Consider the following 15,104-nt stretch of genomic DNA (forward strand, 5'->3'; position numbering starts at 1 on the left):
GGAGTCCATCATGCGCCGTGCACCGCGCCCCGACGGGCGACGGTACCGGTTCTCGGTGGATCGTGACCCGGTCGTGACGCACGGACCGCGGCGCCGGTCGGCCGGGGCCAGGTCAGTGCGGTGCGGTCCGGTCGGTCCGGGGCTCGCCGAGCAGCGCCCCGCGCAGGACGTCGACGATCGCGTCGTCGGAGAGCCCGGCCTCGCGTCCGGCGCGCACGAGCTCGTGCGCGGCGTGGCGCGCGGCGACGTCCGTGGGGGAGACGCCGTCGGCCACGACGGTCCCGGCCCGGCGACGCGTCGTGACGACCCCGGCCGCCTCGAGCTCCCGGTACGCGCGGGCCACCGTCCCGGGGGCGAGCCCGAGGTCGGTCGCGAGCGCGCGGATCGTCGGGAGGCGGTCGCCGACGCGCAGCCGCCCGGCGGCGACGTGCGCGACGACCTGGCTCCGGATCTGCTCGTACGGGGCGAGGCCGGTGCGCAGGTCGATCTCGACGCGGAGCTCACCCATCGCCACGCCCGTGCCCCGCGGACGCCGGGGCGGCGGCCTCCGCGTCGGGGTCGGGGGCGGGCCGCACGCCGACGGCGATCGCCACGAGGGCGATCGCGACGGCGACGGCCACGAGCACGACCGCGCCGGGGTAGCCCGCCCGGGCTGCGGCGTTCGCGCCGTAGGCGAGCGTGCCGGCCGCGGTGAGCCCGAGCGCGAGCTGGGTGCCGCGCAGGACACGGTGCGCGGACGCGCGGCGCAGCGCGACGTCCCACCCCGGCTCGACGCGCGGGACGGCGGGGCGGCGCGCGACCAGCCGGAGCACCCCCTCCGCGCCGACCACGACCAGCACCGCGCCGGCCGCGAGCCACACGCCGTAGAACCACCCGGGGTAGGGGCCTGCGGTGGACGTGACGTCGCCCAGCACGCGCGTCACGGACCGCCCGTCCGCCCCGGCGGTGAGGCCGCCGACCGCGGTGAGCACGAGCACGAGGGCACCGAGGGCCCAGGTGAGGCGGCGCAGGCCGCGCGGCGCGACGTCGGCCACGGTGCGGGGCCGCAGCGTGGCCGCCCGGACCGCCGTGCGCTGGCGCGGCCACGTGCGCTCGCCCACGGCGTACGCCCCGAGGAACGCCAGGCCGACGAGCGCGGGGGAGAGTCCGACGAGCACGCCCTCCGCGAGTCCGCCGACGGCGGTCGTCACGGCCCGCACGAGGACGGCCCCGACGAGCGCGGCGGCGGTCGCCGCGGCGACGCTGACGGTCGTCGCGTGCCGTCGGGCGGCGCGACGCACCGGGTCCCCGTCGGCGAGCCCGTGCAGCGCGGGCGCCGGCTCGCGCGTCAGTGCGCGCACGACGAGCACCACGAGGGCCCCGACGCCCGCGAGCGCGGCGAGGGCGACGACGCTCCAGACCAGGTCGTACCCGGCGGGGAGGAACAGCGCGACCCCGCCCGGCTCCTCCGGCAGATTTTGTGTCAACACAAAGGTACATTCGCATGCCGGTCGCGCCCGGGTCAAGGGTGTGCCGCCGTCCTTCCGTGTTCGGGATGAGAGGACTCTCATCGGGCTCTCACCCGGGGCCCACGCGCGCACGATGCCCTGGGCCCATGACGATCGCCCTCGCCGCCCCCGACCAGCGCGCCTGGCTCGACCTGCTCACCGGGCCCGAGGCGGAAGGGCTGCTCGCCGCGGCGCTCGGGGCCGACGGCGCCGGGCTCGGCACGTGGCGCGTCCACCAGGTGCACGCGCGCCCCGGTGCGGAGGTCACCGTCGGGTATGACGTCGTCGCCCGCCGCACGCTCCCGGCCCGGCCCGGTGGGGCGGTGGCGTCCGTCGACGCGACCGCGTACCTGCTCGCGACGACCGCGCCCCTCCCGCCCGACGCCGTCGGGCCGGGCGTCGCCCGCCTGGAGGACGGGCCGCGCGTCGTGCACGTGTGGCGGCACCCGGCCGACCCGTTGCTGCCCGCGCTCGCGGCGGCGTGCGACGCGCCCGGGCTCACGCGCCGCCTGGACGACGCCGGCGTGCTCGCTCCGGGCGAGTCCGTCGAGTCCGTCGCGATGGTCGCCTACCGGCCGCTGCGTCGCGCGGTCCTCCGCGCCCGGACGCCCTCCCGCACGCTCTACGTCAAGGTCGTCCGGCCCGGCCGGGCACGCGCGCTCGCGCGCCGCCACGACCTCTTCGAGGACGGGGACGTGCATGCCCCGCGGTGCCTCGCCCGGGACGACGACGGCCTCGTGGTCCTCGAGGAGGCGCGCGGCCCGTCGCTCGCGCAGCACCTCGCGGCGTCGGGTCCGGCCGCGCAGCCCGGCGCGATCGACCCGCGGGAGCTGCTCCGCGCGCTCGACGCGCTGCCCGCGCGTGCGACGACGCTGCGCCGCCGGCCCGCGTGGGCGGAGCGCGTGGAGCACTACGCGACGTCGGCGCTCGCGGTCCACGGTCTCGACGCCGCGCGGGTGCGGCGCGTGGCGCGCGTCGTCGGGGACGCGGTCGCGACGCGGGACCCGGGCCCGGTGGTCGCGACGCACGGCGACTTCTACGAGGCGAACGTCCTGCTCGCCGCGGGCTCGGACGCCGACGACCGCCCGGGGGCGACGGCCCGGCCGCGCGTGGCCGTGCTGCTCGACGTGGACACGCTCGGGCCGGGCCACCGCGTGGACGACCTCGCGTGCCTCGTCGGGCACCTCGCCGTCCTGCCCGCGCTCGCGCCGTCCGTGTACGGGGGCGTGGGCGGGCTCGTCGACCGGTGCCTCGCGGTGTTCGGGGCCGCCGTCGACCCGGTGGGGCTGCGCGCCCGGGCCGCGGGGGTCGTGCTGTCCCTCGTGCCGGGCGCCGGCTCGCGCGAGCTCGCGGAGGCCTGGCTCGCGGTCGCCGAAGGGCTGCTCCCGCTTCCTGAGAGCACTCTCATGACGGCCTCCTCGGTCTCTCACGCGTGAGCGGGAGGCTCGAGACCTGCACGGCCGAGGGGTCGTGCGCACCATCGGACGAAGGAGAAGCACCATGAAGGCACGCAGCGCATGGATCGTCACCGGCGCGCTCGGCGCGGTCGGTCTCGGGGCCACGATGGCCGCCGCCCAGGGCGCGCTCGACGCCCCCGACGACGCGGTGGTCTTCCCGTCGGTCGACGTGGCGACGTCCGACGTCGCGACGGCAGCCACGACCGCGGCCGCCACCCCGAGCCCGACGGACGTCCAGAACGGGACGTCGATCACGACCGTCACCGCGAACACGTCCGGGTCGCCCACGACCGCGGCCTCCGCCACCACCGCCCAGACCGCGAACAGCCCGGCGAGCGCGAACACCGCCCCGACGGCGAACACCGCCCCGACCGCGCAGACGGCGAGCACGCCGGCCAGCCCGGTGACGCCGCCGTCGCCGCAGTCCGCGGCCTGACCGGGCCCGGGCCTCGCCGCCCGCACCCGCACGACGCCCGTCCCGGTCCCCCGGGGCGGGCGTCGTCGTCGTTCAGGCGTGTCGCGGCGCGTCGGCGAGGCGGTAGCCCATCCCGCGCACGGTGACGAAGTGCTCCGCGCCGAGCTTGTTGCGCAGGTACCGCACGTACACGTCCACGACGTTGGAGCCGGGGTCGAAGTCGTAGCCCCACACGCGCGACAGGAGCTGCTCGCGGGAGAGGACCTGCCCAGGGTTGCGCAGGAACGCCTCGGCGAGCGCGAACTCCCGGGCCGAGAGGTCGACCTCGCGGTCGGACGTCCGGGCGCGGCGCGTGCGCAGGTCCAGGCTCAGCGCGGCGTGCGTGAGCACCGTGACCTCGCCCGCGGGCTCGCTGCGCAGCCGGAGCCGGATGCGCGCGAGGAGCTCCTCGAAGCGGAACGGCTTGGCCATGTAGTCGTCGGCGCCGCCCTCGAGCCCGGCGACGGTGTCCGTGACGGACGTGCGCGCCGTGAGGATGATGACGGGGATCGCGTTCCCCGTCTCCCGCAGCCGGCGCAGCACGGTGAAGCCGTCCTGGTCCGGCAGGCCGAGGTCGAGCACGAGGAGCGCGAAGTCGCCGCTGCTCGCGAGGTCGAACGCCTCGCGGCCCGTCGCGACCGTGGTGCTCGCGTAGCCCGCGGCGCGCAGCCCCTTGGCCACGAACGACGCGATGCGGGTCTCGTCCTCGGCGACGAGGATCTGGCTCACCGGGTGGTCCTTCCGTCGGGGTCCGTGCCGGTCTCTGTGCCGGTCTCTGTGCTGGTCTGGGCGCCGTCCCCGGCGGGGGTGCCGTTCTCGGAGCCCGCACCCGCGCTGGTCGGCTGCACACCCGGGGCGTCCGGGGGCAGCTCGGGGGTCGGGGCGGACGGCGCGGTGGGCGCGGTCGGCGCGGCGGCCCCGGAGGGGGGCGCGGCGTCGGCGGCCGTCGTGGGGTCCGCCCCGGGGACCGGGACGAGCGGCAGGTCGAGCGTGAACGTCGACCCGACGCCGGGCGTCGAGTCCACGTGCACGCGGCCGCCGTGGCCGTCGGCGATCGCGGCGACGATCGCGAGCCCCAGCCCGGCGCCCTCGGGGTGCGCCGCGCCCGGCGTCGTCGCCTGCGCGAACCGCTCGAAGATGCGGTCCTGCTGCTCGGGGGCGATCCCCACGCCCTCGTCGTGGACCCAGACGCGCACGCGCGCGCCGTCGTCGGACACGGCCGAGCCGAGCGCGACGACCGAGCCGGGCACCGAGAACTTCACCGCGTTGGCCGCGAGCTGGAGCAGCGCCTGCGTGAGGCGCTGCGCGTCCGCCCGCACCACGATGTCGGCGCGCGCGTCGACGAGCCAGCGACGGTCGCCGAGCGTGCGGACCTTGTCGTGCACGTCGTCGAGCAGGCGCCCGAGGTCCGTGTCGAGCGGGCGCACGAAGTCCGGGCGGCCGGCGGTCGCGAGCGTCACGAGGTCGTCCACGAGACGGTTCATGCGGTCGAGCTCGTCGAGCGCGAGGTCGCGCGTCTCGGTGGTGTCGGTCGGGTCGTGCGGGTCCATGAGCTCGAGATGGCCCCGCACCACGGTGAGGGGCGTGCGCAGCTCGTGCCCGACGTCGTCGATGAGCCGCCGCTGCGAGTCGAACGCGCCCTCGAGCCGGTCGAGCATGCCGTTCACGGTGCGGGACAGGTCGGAGAGGTCGTCGTTGCCCGTGACCGGGATCCGCGCGGAGAGGTCGGTCTCGCCGATGCGCTGCGCCGTGCGCGAGAGCGTGCGGATCGGGAGCAGGAGCCGGCCGGCCACGACCCAGCCCACGACACCGATGAGCACGAGCGCGCCGAGCGCGACGACGGCGTACGTGCGGAAGACCTGGGCGAACTCGGCGTGCTCCGCCGAGCGGTCGTAGGCGAGCACGAGCGCCGCGGGGGGCCCGGCGTCCGCCCCGGTCGCGCGCACGGGCGCGACGAGCGCGCGGTAGTCCGCCGTCGCCGTCCGGACCGAGCGCAGCACCACGTGGTCTCCCGTCACGAGGGGCGACAGCGCGGCGACGAGCTCGGCGTCCCCCTCCAGGCGCAGGCGCACGTCCTGCTGCGACACGAGCGGCGCCCGACCCTCGCGGAGCCCGAGCACGCCTTCGTTGTGGGCGGGCACGGTGAGCTGGATCGACGCGACCACGACGTCGTCGGCGGACCGGAACGGCTCGCCCGTCACGGGGTTCACGCCGGAGCCCGCGATCCGCCGGAGCTCGTTCGCGCTCCGGGTGAGGCTCTCGTCGATGCGCGCGTCGAGCTGGCCGCGCTGCAGGAACCACGCGGCGCCGCCCGCGAGGAGCAGCGCCAGGGCGGACAGGCCGAGGAACGCCGCGAGCATGCGGGTGCGGACCGTCAGCCCTGCGCCGCGCGCCCGGCGCCTCACCCGTCGTCCTGGTCGTCGGTCGTGTCGTCGTCCGGGTCGTCGGTCGCGTCGTCGTCCGGGTCGTCGTCGCTCGACGGCGGGGCCGGCGTGACGCGGTCGTCGTCGTCCGGGTCGTCGTCGCTCGACGGCGGGGCCGGCGTGACGCGGTCGTCGTCGTCCGGGTCGTCGTCGCCGTCGTCGGTCGGGCTGGGCGTCGGGCTCGGCGTCGTCGGGGTCGTGGCCGGGGGAGCGGGCGTCACGACGACGGCGACCCCGACGTCGCGGTCCTGCGGGCGCGCGGCGAGCGCGCCGGCCGCGGCGGCGCCGGCGAGGACGACGACGAGCGCCCCCACGAGCCACGCGACGGTCCGGCGAGTCATGGACCCAGTATCGGAGAGCCGGATGAGACGCACATGAGAAGCCCGCGCGACGCACCACGATCCTCCCTGTATCTTGATGTCAAGATTGTTGATGTCTAGACACTGCGACCGGACGGAGCCGTGATGCCCCGCGACTGGGACCCTGCCCTCTACCTCCGCCACGCCGACGAGCGCACGCGCCCGATGGCCGACCTCGTGGCGCGCGTCCCCGTCGACGCACGCACGGTCGTCGACCTCGGGTCCGGCCCCGGCCACCTGACCCCGCTGCTGCACGCGCGCTGGCCCGAGGCCTCGATCACCGGGATCGACGCCTCACCGGCCATGGTCGACACGGCCCGGCGCGACGCGTCCGCCCCGTGGGTGCGGTACGAGCTCGCGGACGTGCGCTCGTGGTCGCCGCCCGCGCCCGCCGACGTCGTCGTGAGCAACGCGACGCTCCAGTGGGTGCCCGACCACCTCGACCTCCTCTCCCGGCTCGCCGACCACGTCGCCCCGGACGGCGCGCTCGCGTTCTCCGTCCCCGGCAACCACGACGCGCCGAGCCACCGGCTCCTGCGCGAGCTCGCGGGACGGTCCCGGTACGCCGCGCACACCGCGGGGGTCGAGCGCCCCGCAGCCCACGACCCCGAGGTCTACCTCGACGCGCTCGCGGCCCTCGGCTGGACCGTCGACGCCTGGGAGACGACGTACGTCCACGTGCTCCACGGCCCGGACCCCGTGCTGCGCTGGGTCTCCGCGACGGGCGCCCGCCCCGTGCTCCAGGCCCTCCCCGACGACCTGCGCGAGGCGTTCGTCGCGCAGTACGCCGCCGCGCTGCGGGACGCGTACCCGGAGCGCGGCGCGGGCACGCTGCTGCCGTTCCGCCGCGTCTTCGTCGTCGCGACGCGCGCGTGACCCCCGCGGCGCGCCCCCGCCCTCCGGCGGCCGGCGCGCCCCCCGGCGTCAGCCCGCCGCGAGCCAGTCGTCCACGCCCGCGAGGAGCCGCCGCTTGGTGCCCGACGACGCCCGGCTCGCCCGGATCGACGACCGTGCGAGGTCGGCGAGCTCTGCGTCCGAGAACCCGTGCTCGCGCCGCGCGGTCTCGTACTGCCCGACGAGCCGGGACCCGAACAGCAGCGGGTCGTCGGCGCCGAGCGCGACCTGCGCGCCCGCGTCGACGAGCGCGCCGAGCGGCACCCGCCCCGCCTCCTCGTAGACGCCGAGCGAGACGTTCGACGCCGGGCACACCTCGAGCGCGATCCCGCGGTCCACGACGTCGTCGAGGACGCGCCGGTCCTCCGCCGACCGCACCCCGTGGCCCAGGCGGTCCGGGACCAGCTCGCGCACGACCTCGTGCACGTGGCCCGGGCCCAGGAGCTCGCCGCCGTGCGGCACCGACGCGAGCCCCGCCCGTCGCGCGATCGCGAACGCGCGCGCGAACTCGGCGGTGTCGCCGCGCCGCTCGTCGTTGCTCAGGCCGAACCCCACGACCTCGCCCGCCCCCTCGCCCGCGTACTGCGCCGCGAGCCGCGCGAGGGTCCGCGCGTCGAGCGGGTGCCGCGTGCGCGACGCCGCGACGACCACCGCGACCTCGGTCCCCGTCGCGGCGCTCGCGGACCGGGCGGCGTCGAGCACGATCTCCACGGCCGGGGTGATGCCCCCGACGAACGGCGCGTACGACGTCGGGTCCACCTGGATCTCGAGCCGCCCCGACCCCTCCGCGGCGTCGTCCTGCGCCGCCTCGAGCACGATGCGCCGCATGTCGGCCTCCGACCGCACGCACGCGCGCGCCGCGTCGTACAGCCGCTGGAACCGGAACCAGCCGCGCTCGGTGGGCGGCAGGCGCAGCGGGTCGCCGTCGACGAGGGCGTGGGGGAGCCGCACGTCGTACTGCGCGGCGAGGTCGCGCAGCGTGTCGGGTCGCATGGACCCCGTGAAGTGCAGGTGCAGGTGGGCCTTGGGGAGCGTCGCGAGGTCTCGCACAGCGGGAGTCTGTCACGGGCGCTCGGCGCCCGCCGTCGGACGCCGCCCGGTCCCGCCGCAGGTCGCGCCGCAGGTCCGCGCGTCGGCGAGGCCCCCGCGCGTCACACGCCGGGGAGGAACCCGCGCTGCATCGCGACCGTCACGGCGGCGGTGCGGTCGTCCACGCCGAGCTTGGCGAAGGCCCGCAGCAGGTGCGTCTTCACGGTCGCCTCGGCGATGAACAGCTCGCGCCCGACGGCCGCGTTCGACAGCCCGCGGGCCACGAGCCGCAGCACCTCGACCTCGCGGTCCGTGAGCCGCTCCGTCCCGCGCACCGAGGTCACGAGGCGCGTCGCGACGCTCGGCGCCAGCACGGTCTGACCCCGCGCCGCGGCCCGCACGCCCGCCACGAGCTCGTCGCGCGGCGTGTCCTTGAGCAGGTAGCCCGTGGCGCCCGCCTCGACGGCCCGCAGGATGTCGGCGTCGGTCTCGTACGTCGTGAGCACGACGACGCGCGGCCCCTCGCCACCGCGCGCGTGCCCGCGGCCCGGGGCGCCGAGGATCGCCGCGGTCGCGCCGACGCCGTCGAGCACGGGCATCCGCAGGTCCATGAGCACGACGTCGGGCGCCAGCTCGCGCGCGAGCTCCACCGCCTGCGCGCCGTCGCCCGCCTCCCCGACCACCGCCAGGTCGGGCTCGGCAGCCAGCATCCCCACGATGCCCGAGCGCACGACCGGGTGGTCGTCCACCACGAGCACGCGCACCGCGCCGGCCCCACCCGTCGTCCCCGTCACCGCACCGCTCCTCGCCTCGTCGGGGCCGCCCGGCCCGCGCCCGCGACCGCCGCAGGCAGCCGCACCGCGACGCGCGTGCCCCCGCCCGGCGCCGGGCCCACCTCGAGGCTGCCGCCCTCCGCGGCGACGCGCTCGCGCATGCCCCGCAGACCGTAGCCCTCGGCCGCGTCGTCGGGCAGCCCGCGGCCGTCGTCGCACACCTCGAGGAGGGTCCCGTCCGCGTCGTGGCGCAGCCCGACCCGCACCGCGCCCGCCCCGGCGTGGCGCCGCACGTTCGTCAGCGCCTCCTGCGCCGAGCGCAGCAGCACGACCTCCGCGGCGCTCGACAGCCCCGGGACGTCGTCGGCCGCGAGGTCCACGGGCGTCCCCGTCTCCTCGGCGAACCGCACCGCGAGGCGGCGCAGCGCCTCCCCGAGCGTGCTGCCCTGCAGCGGGGCCGGCGCGGAGGCCGCGACGAGCGCCCGGGCCTCGGCGAGGTTGTCGCGTGCCGTCGACTCGACGAGCGCGAGACGCTCGCGCGCCGCGTCCGGGGCGCCCCGGTCGAGGTCGGCGCTCGCGGCCTGCGCGAGCATGACGACGCTCGTGAACCCCTGGGCGAGCGTGTCGTGGATCTCCTGGGCGACCCGCTCGCGCTCCGCGAGCACGCCCGCCTCGTGGTGCGAGCGTGCGAGCTCGGCCTGCGTCGCGCGCAGCGCGTCGACGAGGCGCGCGTGCCGCTCCGACTGCCGCATCGTGTGCGCCGTCCACAGCCCGAGGCTCAGCGCGAACGCGAGCGCGACGCCCATCTGCGGCGCGGCGCTCGCCAGCTCGTCGGGCTCGACGCGCCCCGTCGTCGGGTCGAACGCGAGCGCGAGCGCGGTGCCGGCCGCGAGCGCGACGCACAGCACGACCTGCGCCCCGAGGTGCTCCGAGAGCATCCAGACCTGCGTGAAGACGGCGAACAGCAGGAGCGTGCCGAGCGCGTCCTGCCCGACGACGACCAACGTGCCCGCGATCGCGACGAGGAGGTAGAGGTGCGCCGGCACCTGCGCGCGCGTGCGCGCCGCGCGCCGCCCCCACGCGAGGTAGGCCAGGAGGATCGTCCCGAGCGCCGCGAGCGACACGAGCAGGGCCGTGCCGCCGACGCCCGCGGTGAGCAGCGCGAGCGCGCTGAGCACGACGATGACGTAGAACGCCACGTCCCACCAGCGCACGTCGCGCGCCCACGTGCCGTCGAGCTGGGCCGTGGCCGCACCGTCCTCGGCGCCGGCCCCGGGCGCCGGGAGGCTGCCCGCGGGCGACGGCGGGTCAGCCGTCGTCACGGCGCCGCCACCGGAACGTCCGCGCGCCCACCACGAGCCCCACGACCAGCCATGCGACCAGTACAGCAGCGGTCGCCCCGTGCTGCCACGACCCGGACGGCTCGAGGGCCGCGGCCTGCTCGGGGAGGAAGACCGAGCGCATGCCCTGCGCCATCCACTTGAGCGGGAACACGGACGCCACGGTCTGCATCCACGTCGGCAGCGCGAAGAACGCGAAGAACACCCCGGAGATGAACTGCAGCACGAGCACGACGGGCGTGACGACCGCCGTCGCGGAGCGGCCCGACCGAGGCAGCGACGAGAACGCGACCCCGCACACGGCGCCCGCGGCGCACCCGAGCACGAACACCCAGGCGAACGTCGTGAGCCGGGTCGCGGCGTCGGGCATGTCCCACGGCATGGGGACGTCGTACACGACGGCCGCGAGGAGCAGCAGGAGCGCGGTCTGCACGAGCGAGGTCGCGAGGACCAGGCCCACCTTGCCGTAGAAGTACGCCGACGCGGGCAGCGGGGTCGCGCGCAGGCGCTTGAGCGCGCCGTCGTCGCGCTCGACCGCGATCGAGATCGCGAGCGACTGGAAGCTGGTGAGCATGACGCCCGTGGCGATCATGCCCGGCAGGAAGTACTGCGCGAAGGGCACGGAGTAGCCCGCGGCGCCCTGGTCCTGGCCGTCGAAGACGGTCGCGAAGATCGCCAGCATGATGAGCGGGTAGGTGAAGATGAACACGACCGCGTCGCGCTCGCGGAAGAACCCGCGCAGCTCGGCGCGCGTGCGCTCGACGCCGAGACGGCCGGGGCCGGGAAGGGTGGCGCGCGCGGCGCGCGCGGTCGGGGCGACGGTCACGGTCGGGCCTCCTCGGGGACGACGACGGTCGCGCCGTCGGACGTGCGGGCAGCGGCGGGTGCGCCGCTCGGGTCGGGTGCGGGCGACGGGTCGCCCGGAGCGGCCGGCTCGCCGATGAGCTCGAGGTAGACGTCCTCGAGGCTCGGGCGCGTCACCTCGAGCCCGGGCACCTCGCCGTCCGGGTACCGCGCGGCGAGCGCCGCGACGGCCGCGGTGGGGGAGTCGGTGCGCTCGGAGCGCCGGGTGCCGCCGTCGAGCCACCGCACGACCGGGCGGCGCGCCTCCGTGCCCCCGAGGCGGTCGGGCGCGTCGAGCGCGACGACCCGGCCCGCGCGCACGACCGCGGCGCGGTCGGCGAGGTGCGCCGCCTCGTCGAGGTAGTGCGTGGTGAGCAGGATCGTGGTGCCGTCCTCGCGCAGCGACCGGACGAGCGCCCAGAACGCGCGGCGGGCCTGGGGGTCGAACCCCGTCGTGGGCTCGTCGAGGAACAGCAGCTCCGGCCGGCCGACGATCCCCAGCGCGACGTCGAGCCGTCGGCGCTGCCCGCCGGACAGCTGGCGCGTGCGCGTGCGCGCCTTCTCCCGCAGCCCGACGGCGTCGACCACCTCGTCGGGGTCTCGCGGCGTCGGGTAGAACGTCGCGAAGTGCCGGACGAGCTCGGTGACCGTGAGCTCGGCCTGGTCCCGCGAGTCCTGGAGGACGACGCCGATGCGCGAGCGCCAGGCGCGGCCCGCGGTCTGGGGGTCCTCGCCGAGCACGCGGACCTCGCCCGCGTCCCGGCGGCGGAAGCCCTCGAGGATCTCGACCGTGGTGGTCTTCCCGGCGCCGTTGGGGCCGAGGACCGCGAAGATCTCGCCGCGCTCGACGCGCAGGTCGATGCCGTCCACGGCCTGCTTGGGGCCGTAGCGCTTGCGCAGGCCGCGCACGTCCACGGCCGGTCCGTCCTGACCGGTGCCGGGGACGGAGCCGGCCCCGCGGGGGCCTGCGGGGAGGGGTGTCGTCGTCATGGGACCAGCCTGTCGGCGCGCGGTCTCTGGTCGCGACGCCCGTTCGTCCGGACCTCGCGTCCACCGATCGGTGGACGGTGGTTCGACCAGGGGCGCCGCGTCGCGTACAGTGATCCCTCGGTGGTTGACGCCCGCCACGCTGGTCCGCGCCCGTGAGACGACTTCGTCCGGGGAGCGAGGCCGTGCGGGGCGCCGTCGGCACGAAGGGTAGTGGCGCAATTGGTAGCGCAGCGGTCTCCAAAACCGCAGGTTGCAGGTTCGAGTCCTGTCTACCCTGCACGGCGTGGCTCTCGCGGGACCTTCCCGGGATCCGCGCGCGGCCCGGCACCGGGTCGCACCGAGGGTTCGAGCAAGTCCCGTACGTGAGCGATGGGGAAGATCGAGTGAGCGAATCGCCGTCAGAGGCCGTGGGTGCAGGCGGTGCCCGCGCCGACGAGGTGAAGAAGAAGGGCGGTCCGTCCGCGGACAAGAAGCCCAACCTCTTCGCGCGCATCGCCCTGTTCGTGCGCCAGGTGGTGGCCGAGCTCCGCAAGGTCGTGACGCCGACGCGCTCCGAGCTCATCACCTACACGACGGTGGTCCTCGTCTTCGTGGTCGTGGTCATGGCGTTCGTGACCGTCCTCGACCTGGGGATCGGCCAGGCCGTCCGGTGGGTCTTCGGCTAGCGCACGACCTTCCCCGGCCAGACCGGGTCAGCACGGCAGCCGGCGCCCCTCGGGGCGCCGTCGGCGCTTCCAGAAGAAGTCTTCGAGCAGTTCGTTGAGAAAGCAGGTTCGTTCGTGTCCCAGGAGTCGCTGGACCAGACGGAGAACGTCGACCCGACGCAGCCCGAGGGTGCCCAGGACGACGTCGACGAGACCACGGACGTCCCGGCGGTCGACGGAGCCGACGAGGCCCTCGACGCCGCTGACGAGACCGACGACGCGACGGACGAGGCCGACGACGCGGCGAGCGACGACGAGCCGGCGGACGACGAGGCGGACGAGGTCCGCCCGGCCGACGAGGACGGCGACGTTATCGAGGACCCGGTCGCGGAGTTCAAGCGCACGCTGCGCTCGCAGCCGGGCGACTGGTACGTCATCCACTCCTACGCGGGCTACGAGAACCGTGTGAAGGCCAACCTGGAGAACCGTATCCAGAGCCTGAACATGGAGGACTACATCTTCCAGATCGAGGTCCCCATGGAGGAGGTGGCCGAGATCAAGAACGCGCAGAAGAAGATCGTCCGACGCGTGCGCATCCCCGGCTACGTCCTCGTCCGGATGGACCTCACCGACGAGTCGTGGGGCGCCGTGCGCCACACGCCCGGTGTCACCGGCTTCGTCGGGCACACCCACCAGCCGGTGCCGCTGACGCTCGACGAGGTCTTCTCGATGCTCGCGCCGATGCTCACCCCCGCCCCGGAGGCCGGCAAGCCCGCTCAGGCCGCGGCGAAGGCTCCCGTCGAGGTCGACTTCACGGTCGGCGAGTCGGTCACCGTCACGGACGGCCCGTTCGACACGCTGCCCGCCACGATCTCCGAGATCAACGTCGAGAACCAGAAGCTCAAGGTCCTCGTCTCCATCTTCGGCCGGGAGACCCCGGTCGAGCTGTCGTTCAACCAGGTCGCGAAGATCTGACGCGCGGGCGGCCCGAGCCGCCCCGCGTGAGCGCAGTACTGCAACCGGGTCATCGCCCACGGCGTCGGCCCACGAGAAGAAAGCCAGGGAAGAGTCATGCCTCCCAAGAAGAAGGTCTCCGGCCTCATCAAGCTCCAGATCCAGGCCGGTGCGGCGACGCCCGCGCCGCCGATCGGCCCCGCGCTCGGTCAGCACGGTGTGAACATCATGGAGTTCTGCAAGGCCTACAACGCGGCGACCGAGTCGCAGCGCGGCAACGTCATCCCCGTCGAGATCACGGTCTACGAGGACCGCTCGTTCACCTTCGTGACGAAGACCCCGCCGGCGGCGGAGCTCATCAAGAAGGCCGCGGGCGTCCAGAAGGGCTCGGCGACGCCGCACACCACCAAGGTCGCGAAGATCACCGCGGACCAGGTGCGCGAGATCGCCCAGACCAAGCTCGAGGACCTCAACGCGAACGACCTCGACGCCGCGTCGAAGATCATCGCCGGCACGGCCCGCTCGATGGGTATCACCGTCGAGGGCTGATGAACGACCGAGGCCTGACTTGTGTGACGGCCTCGTGCACGACGTCGCTCCGCACCCCGCGGGCGACGGTGGCAGGGTCCGCGCGGACCCGCTGACCACGACTGCAGAAGGAGAAGCAGATGGCAACGCGCAGCAAGGCGTACCGCAACGCCGAGGAGAAGATCGACCGCGAGCGTCTCTACGCGCCGCTCGAGGCGATCCGTCTCGCCAAGGAGACGTCGACCGTGAAGTACGACGCGACCGTCGAGGTCGCGTTCCGCCTCGGTGTCGACCCGCGCAAGGCGGACCAGATGGTCCGTGGCACGGTCAACCTCCCGCACGGCACGGGCAAGACCGCCCGCGTCATCGTCTTCGCGAACGCGGCGAAGGCGGAGGAGGCCCGTGCGGCCGGTGCCGACGAGGTCGGCGGCGACGACCTCATCGAGAAGGTCGCCGGTGGGTACACCGACTTCGACGCCGCCGTGGCGACGCCGGACCTCATGGGCAAGGTCGGCCGTCTGGGCAAGGTGCTGGGCCCCCGCGGTCTCATGCCGAACCCGAAGACCGGCACCGTGACGATGGACGTGGCGAAGGCCGTGTCGGACATCAAGGGCGGCAAGATCGAGTTCCGTGTCGACAAGCACGGCAACCTGCACTTCATCATCGGCAAGGTCTCGTTCGACGAGAAGGCGCTCGTGGAGAACTACGCGGCGGCCCTCGAAGAGGTCCTGCGTCTCAAGCCGTCGTCCTCGAAGGGCCGGTACATCACCAAGGCCACGCTGGCGACGACGATGGGCCCCGGCATCCCGCTGGACCAGTCCAAGACGACGAAGCTGCTCGAGGACGACGCCGCCTGACGGCAGTCCTCCCCGCGGACGGTCCTCCGTCCGCACCACGCACGACGGCGCGGCACCCGACCAGGGTGCCGC

General features: G+C 75.5%; 17 protein-coding genes and 1 tRNA gene. 8 read left to right on the forward strand and 10 right to left on the reverse strand.

Features of this window, described 5'->3' with window-relative positions; all coding sequences use genetic code 11:
- Window positions 1-112 precede the first annotated feature (112 nt).
- Together AC3WT4_RS08590 and AC3WT4_RS08595 are read right to left on the reverse strand one after the other, a co-directional pair.
- The gene (locus tag AC3WT4_RS08590) at window positions 113-508 is read right to left on the reverse strand and encodes a GntR family transcriptional regulator (protein WP_400110894.1); all 396 of its coding nucleotides are present in this window, start codon (window positions 506-508) and stop codon (window positions 113-115) included.
- Window positions 501-1,469, reverse strand: coding sequence for a hypothetical protein (locus AC3WT4_RS08595; RefSeq protein WP_492315240.1), 969 nt, complete (start codon window positions 1,467-1,469; stop codon window positions 501-503). Before AC3WT4_RS08595 ends, AC3WT4_RS08590 begins: the two co-directional genes overlap by 8 nt.
- Window positions 1,470-1,594: 125 nt before the next feature.
- Between AC3WT4_RS08595 and AC3WT4_RS08600 the strand changes: the two genes are divergently transcribed.
- Both AC3WT4_RS08600 and AC3WT4_RS08605 read left to right on the forward strand, forming a co-directional pair.
- Window positions 1,595-2,923 carry a thioesterase domain-containing protein gene (locus AC3WT4_RS08600; protein ID WP_492315241.1) on the forward strand — a complete coding sequence of 443 codons (1,329 nt, stop codon included), beginning with the start codon at window positions 1,595-1,597 and terminating at the stop codon, window positions 2,921-2,923.
- Window positions 2,924-2,987: 64 nt separating this feature from the next.
- Complete coding sequence (locus tag AC3WT4_RS08605) at window positions 2,988-3,380, forward strand: hypothetical protein (protein WP_492315242.1); 393 nt, start codon at window positions 2,988-2,990, stop codon at window positions 3,378-3,380.
- Window positions 3,381-3,452: 72 nt separating this feature from the next.
- Here the strand turns inward: AC3WT4_RS08605 and AC3WT4_RS08610 are convergent, their stop codons facing one another.
- The 3 genes from AC3WT4_RS08610 to AC3WT4_RS08620 are packed head-to-tail and all read right to left on the reverse strand — an operon-like array spanning window position 3,453 to window position 6,162.
- Window positions 3,453-4,127, reverse strand: coding sequence for a response regulator transcription factor (locus AC3WT4_RS08610; protein ID WP_492315243.1), 675 nt, complete (start codon window positions 4,125-4,127; stop codon window positions 3,453-3,455).
- Window positions 4,124-5,803, reverse strand: a complete 1,680-nt coding sequence (locus AC3WT4_RS08615) for a sensor histidine kinase (RefSeq protein WP_492315244.1) — start codon at window positions 5,801-5,803, stop codon at window positions 4,124-4,126. The genes AC3WT4_RS08610 and AC3WT4_RS08615 overlap by 4 nt, the downstream gene beginning before the upstream one ends.
- Window positions 5,800-6,162, reverse strand: coding sequence for a hypothetical protein (locus tag AC3WT4_RS08620; RefSeq protein ID WP_492315245.1), 363 nt, complete (start codon window positions 6,160-6,162; stop codon window positions 5,800-5,802). The genes AC3WT4_RS08615 and AC3WT4_RS08620 overlap by 4 nt, the downstream gene beginning before the upstream one ends.
- A 123-nt stretch (window positions 6,163-6,285) precedes the next feature.
- Between AC3WT4_RS08620 and AC3WT4_RS08625 the strand changes: the two genes are divergently transcribed.
- On the forward strand, window positions 6,286-7,056 hold the full coding sequence (locus AC3WT4_RS08625; protein WP_492315246.1) for a methyltransferase domain-containing protein: 771 nt from the start codon (window positions 6,286-6,288) through the stop codon (window positions 7,054-7,056).
- A gap of 48 nt (window positions 7,057-7,104) precedes the next feature.
- Here AC3WT4_RS08625 and AC3WT4_RS08630 read toward each other — a convergent pair whose 3' ends face one another.
- The 5 genes from AC3WT4_RS08630 to AC3WT4_RS08650 all read right to left on the reverse strand — a co-directional run bounded on the left by AC3WT4_RS08630 (window position 7,105) and on the right by AC3WT4_RS08650 (window position 12,049).
- Window positions 7,105-8,124 (reverse strand): adenosine deaminase, encoded by a 1,020-nt coding sequence (locus tag AC3WT4_RS08630; RefSeq protein ID WP_492315247.1) that lies wholly within the window; start codon window positions 8,122-8,124, stop codon window positions 7,105-7,107.
- 101 nt (window positions 8,125-8,225) lie between these two features.
- Complete coding sequence (locus tag AC3WT4_RS08635) at window positions 8,226-8,897, reverse strand: response regulator (protein WP_209827117.1); 672 nt, start codon at window positions 8,895-8,897, stop codon at window positions 8,226-8,228.
- A complete protein-coding gene (locus AC3WT4_RS08640) occupies window positions 8,894-10,198 on the reverse strand; it encodes a sensor histidine kinase (protein ID WP_492315248.1) in 1,305 nt (434 codons plus the stop codon). Before AC3WT4_RS08640 ends, AC3WT4_RS08635 begins: the two co-directional genes overlap by 4 nt.
- Window positions 10,185-11,042, reverse strand: a complete 858-nt coding sequence (locus AC3WT4_RS08645) for an ABC transporter permease (protein WP_492315249.1) — start codon at window positions 11,040-11,042, stop codon at window positions 10,185-10,187. The genes AC3WT4_RS08640 and AC3WT4_RS08645 overlap by 14 nt, the downstream gene beginning before the upstream one ends.
- The gene (locus AC3WT4_RS08650) at window positions 11,039-12,049 is read right to left on the reverse strand and encodes an ABC transporter ATP-binding protein (protein ID WP_492315250.1); all 1,011 of its coding nucleotides are present in this window, start codon (window positions 12,047-12,049) and stop codon (window positions 11,039-11,041) included. The genes AC3WT4_RS08645 and AC3WT4_RS08650 overlap by 4 nt, the downstream gene beginning before the upstream one ends.
- Window positions 12,050-12,253: 204 nt before the next feature.
- On the opposite strand from AC3WT4_RS08650, the gene AC3WT4_RS08655 reads away from it, so the two are divergent.
- The 5 genes from AC3WT4_RS08655 to rplA all read left to right on the forward strand — a co-directional run bounded on the left by AC3WT4_RS08655 (window position 12,254) and on the right by rplA (window position 15,032).
- A tRNA-Trp gene (locus tag AC3WT4_RS08655) sits at window positions 12,254-12,326 on the forward strand.
- Window positions 12,327-12,456: 130 nt separating this feature from the next.
- A complete protein-coding gene (gene secE / locus AC3WT4_RS08660) occupies window positions 12,457-12,714 on the forward strand; it encodes a preprotein translocase subunit SecE (protein WP_074808879.1) in 258 nt (85 codons plus the stop codon).
- Window positions 12,715-12,828: 114 nt separating this feature from the next.
- The gene (nusG, locus tag AC3WT4_RS08665) at window positions 12,829-13,668 is read left to right on the forward strand and encodes a transcription termination/antitermination protein NusG (RefSeq protein ID WP_492315251.1); all 840 of its coding nucleotides are present in this window, start codon (window positions 12,829-12,831) and stop codon (window positions 13,666-13,668) included.
- Between the two features lie 96 nt (window positions 13,669-13,764).
- Window positions 13,765-14,196, forward strand: coding sequence for a 50S ribosomal protein L11 (gene rplK, locus AC3WT4_RS08670; protein ID WP_021482529.1), 432 nt, complete (start codon window positions 13,765-13,767; stop codon window positions 14,194-14,196).
- 119 nt (window positions 14,197-14,315) lie between these two features.
- Window positions 14,316-15,032 carry a 50S ribosomal protein L1 gene (gene rplA, locus AC3WT4_RS08675; protein WP_074808882.1) on the forward strand — a complete coding sequence of 239 codons (717 nt, stop codon included), beginning with the start codon at window positions 14,316-14,318 and terminating at the stop codon, window positions 15,030-15,032.
- Window positions 15,033-15,104: the final 72 nt, after the last annotated feature.

The sequence above is a fragment of the Cellulosimicrobium sp. EB106-03-01-XG111 genome (assembly GCF_058792115.1).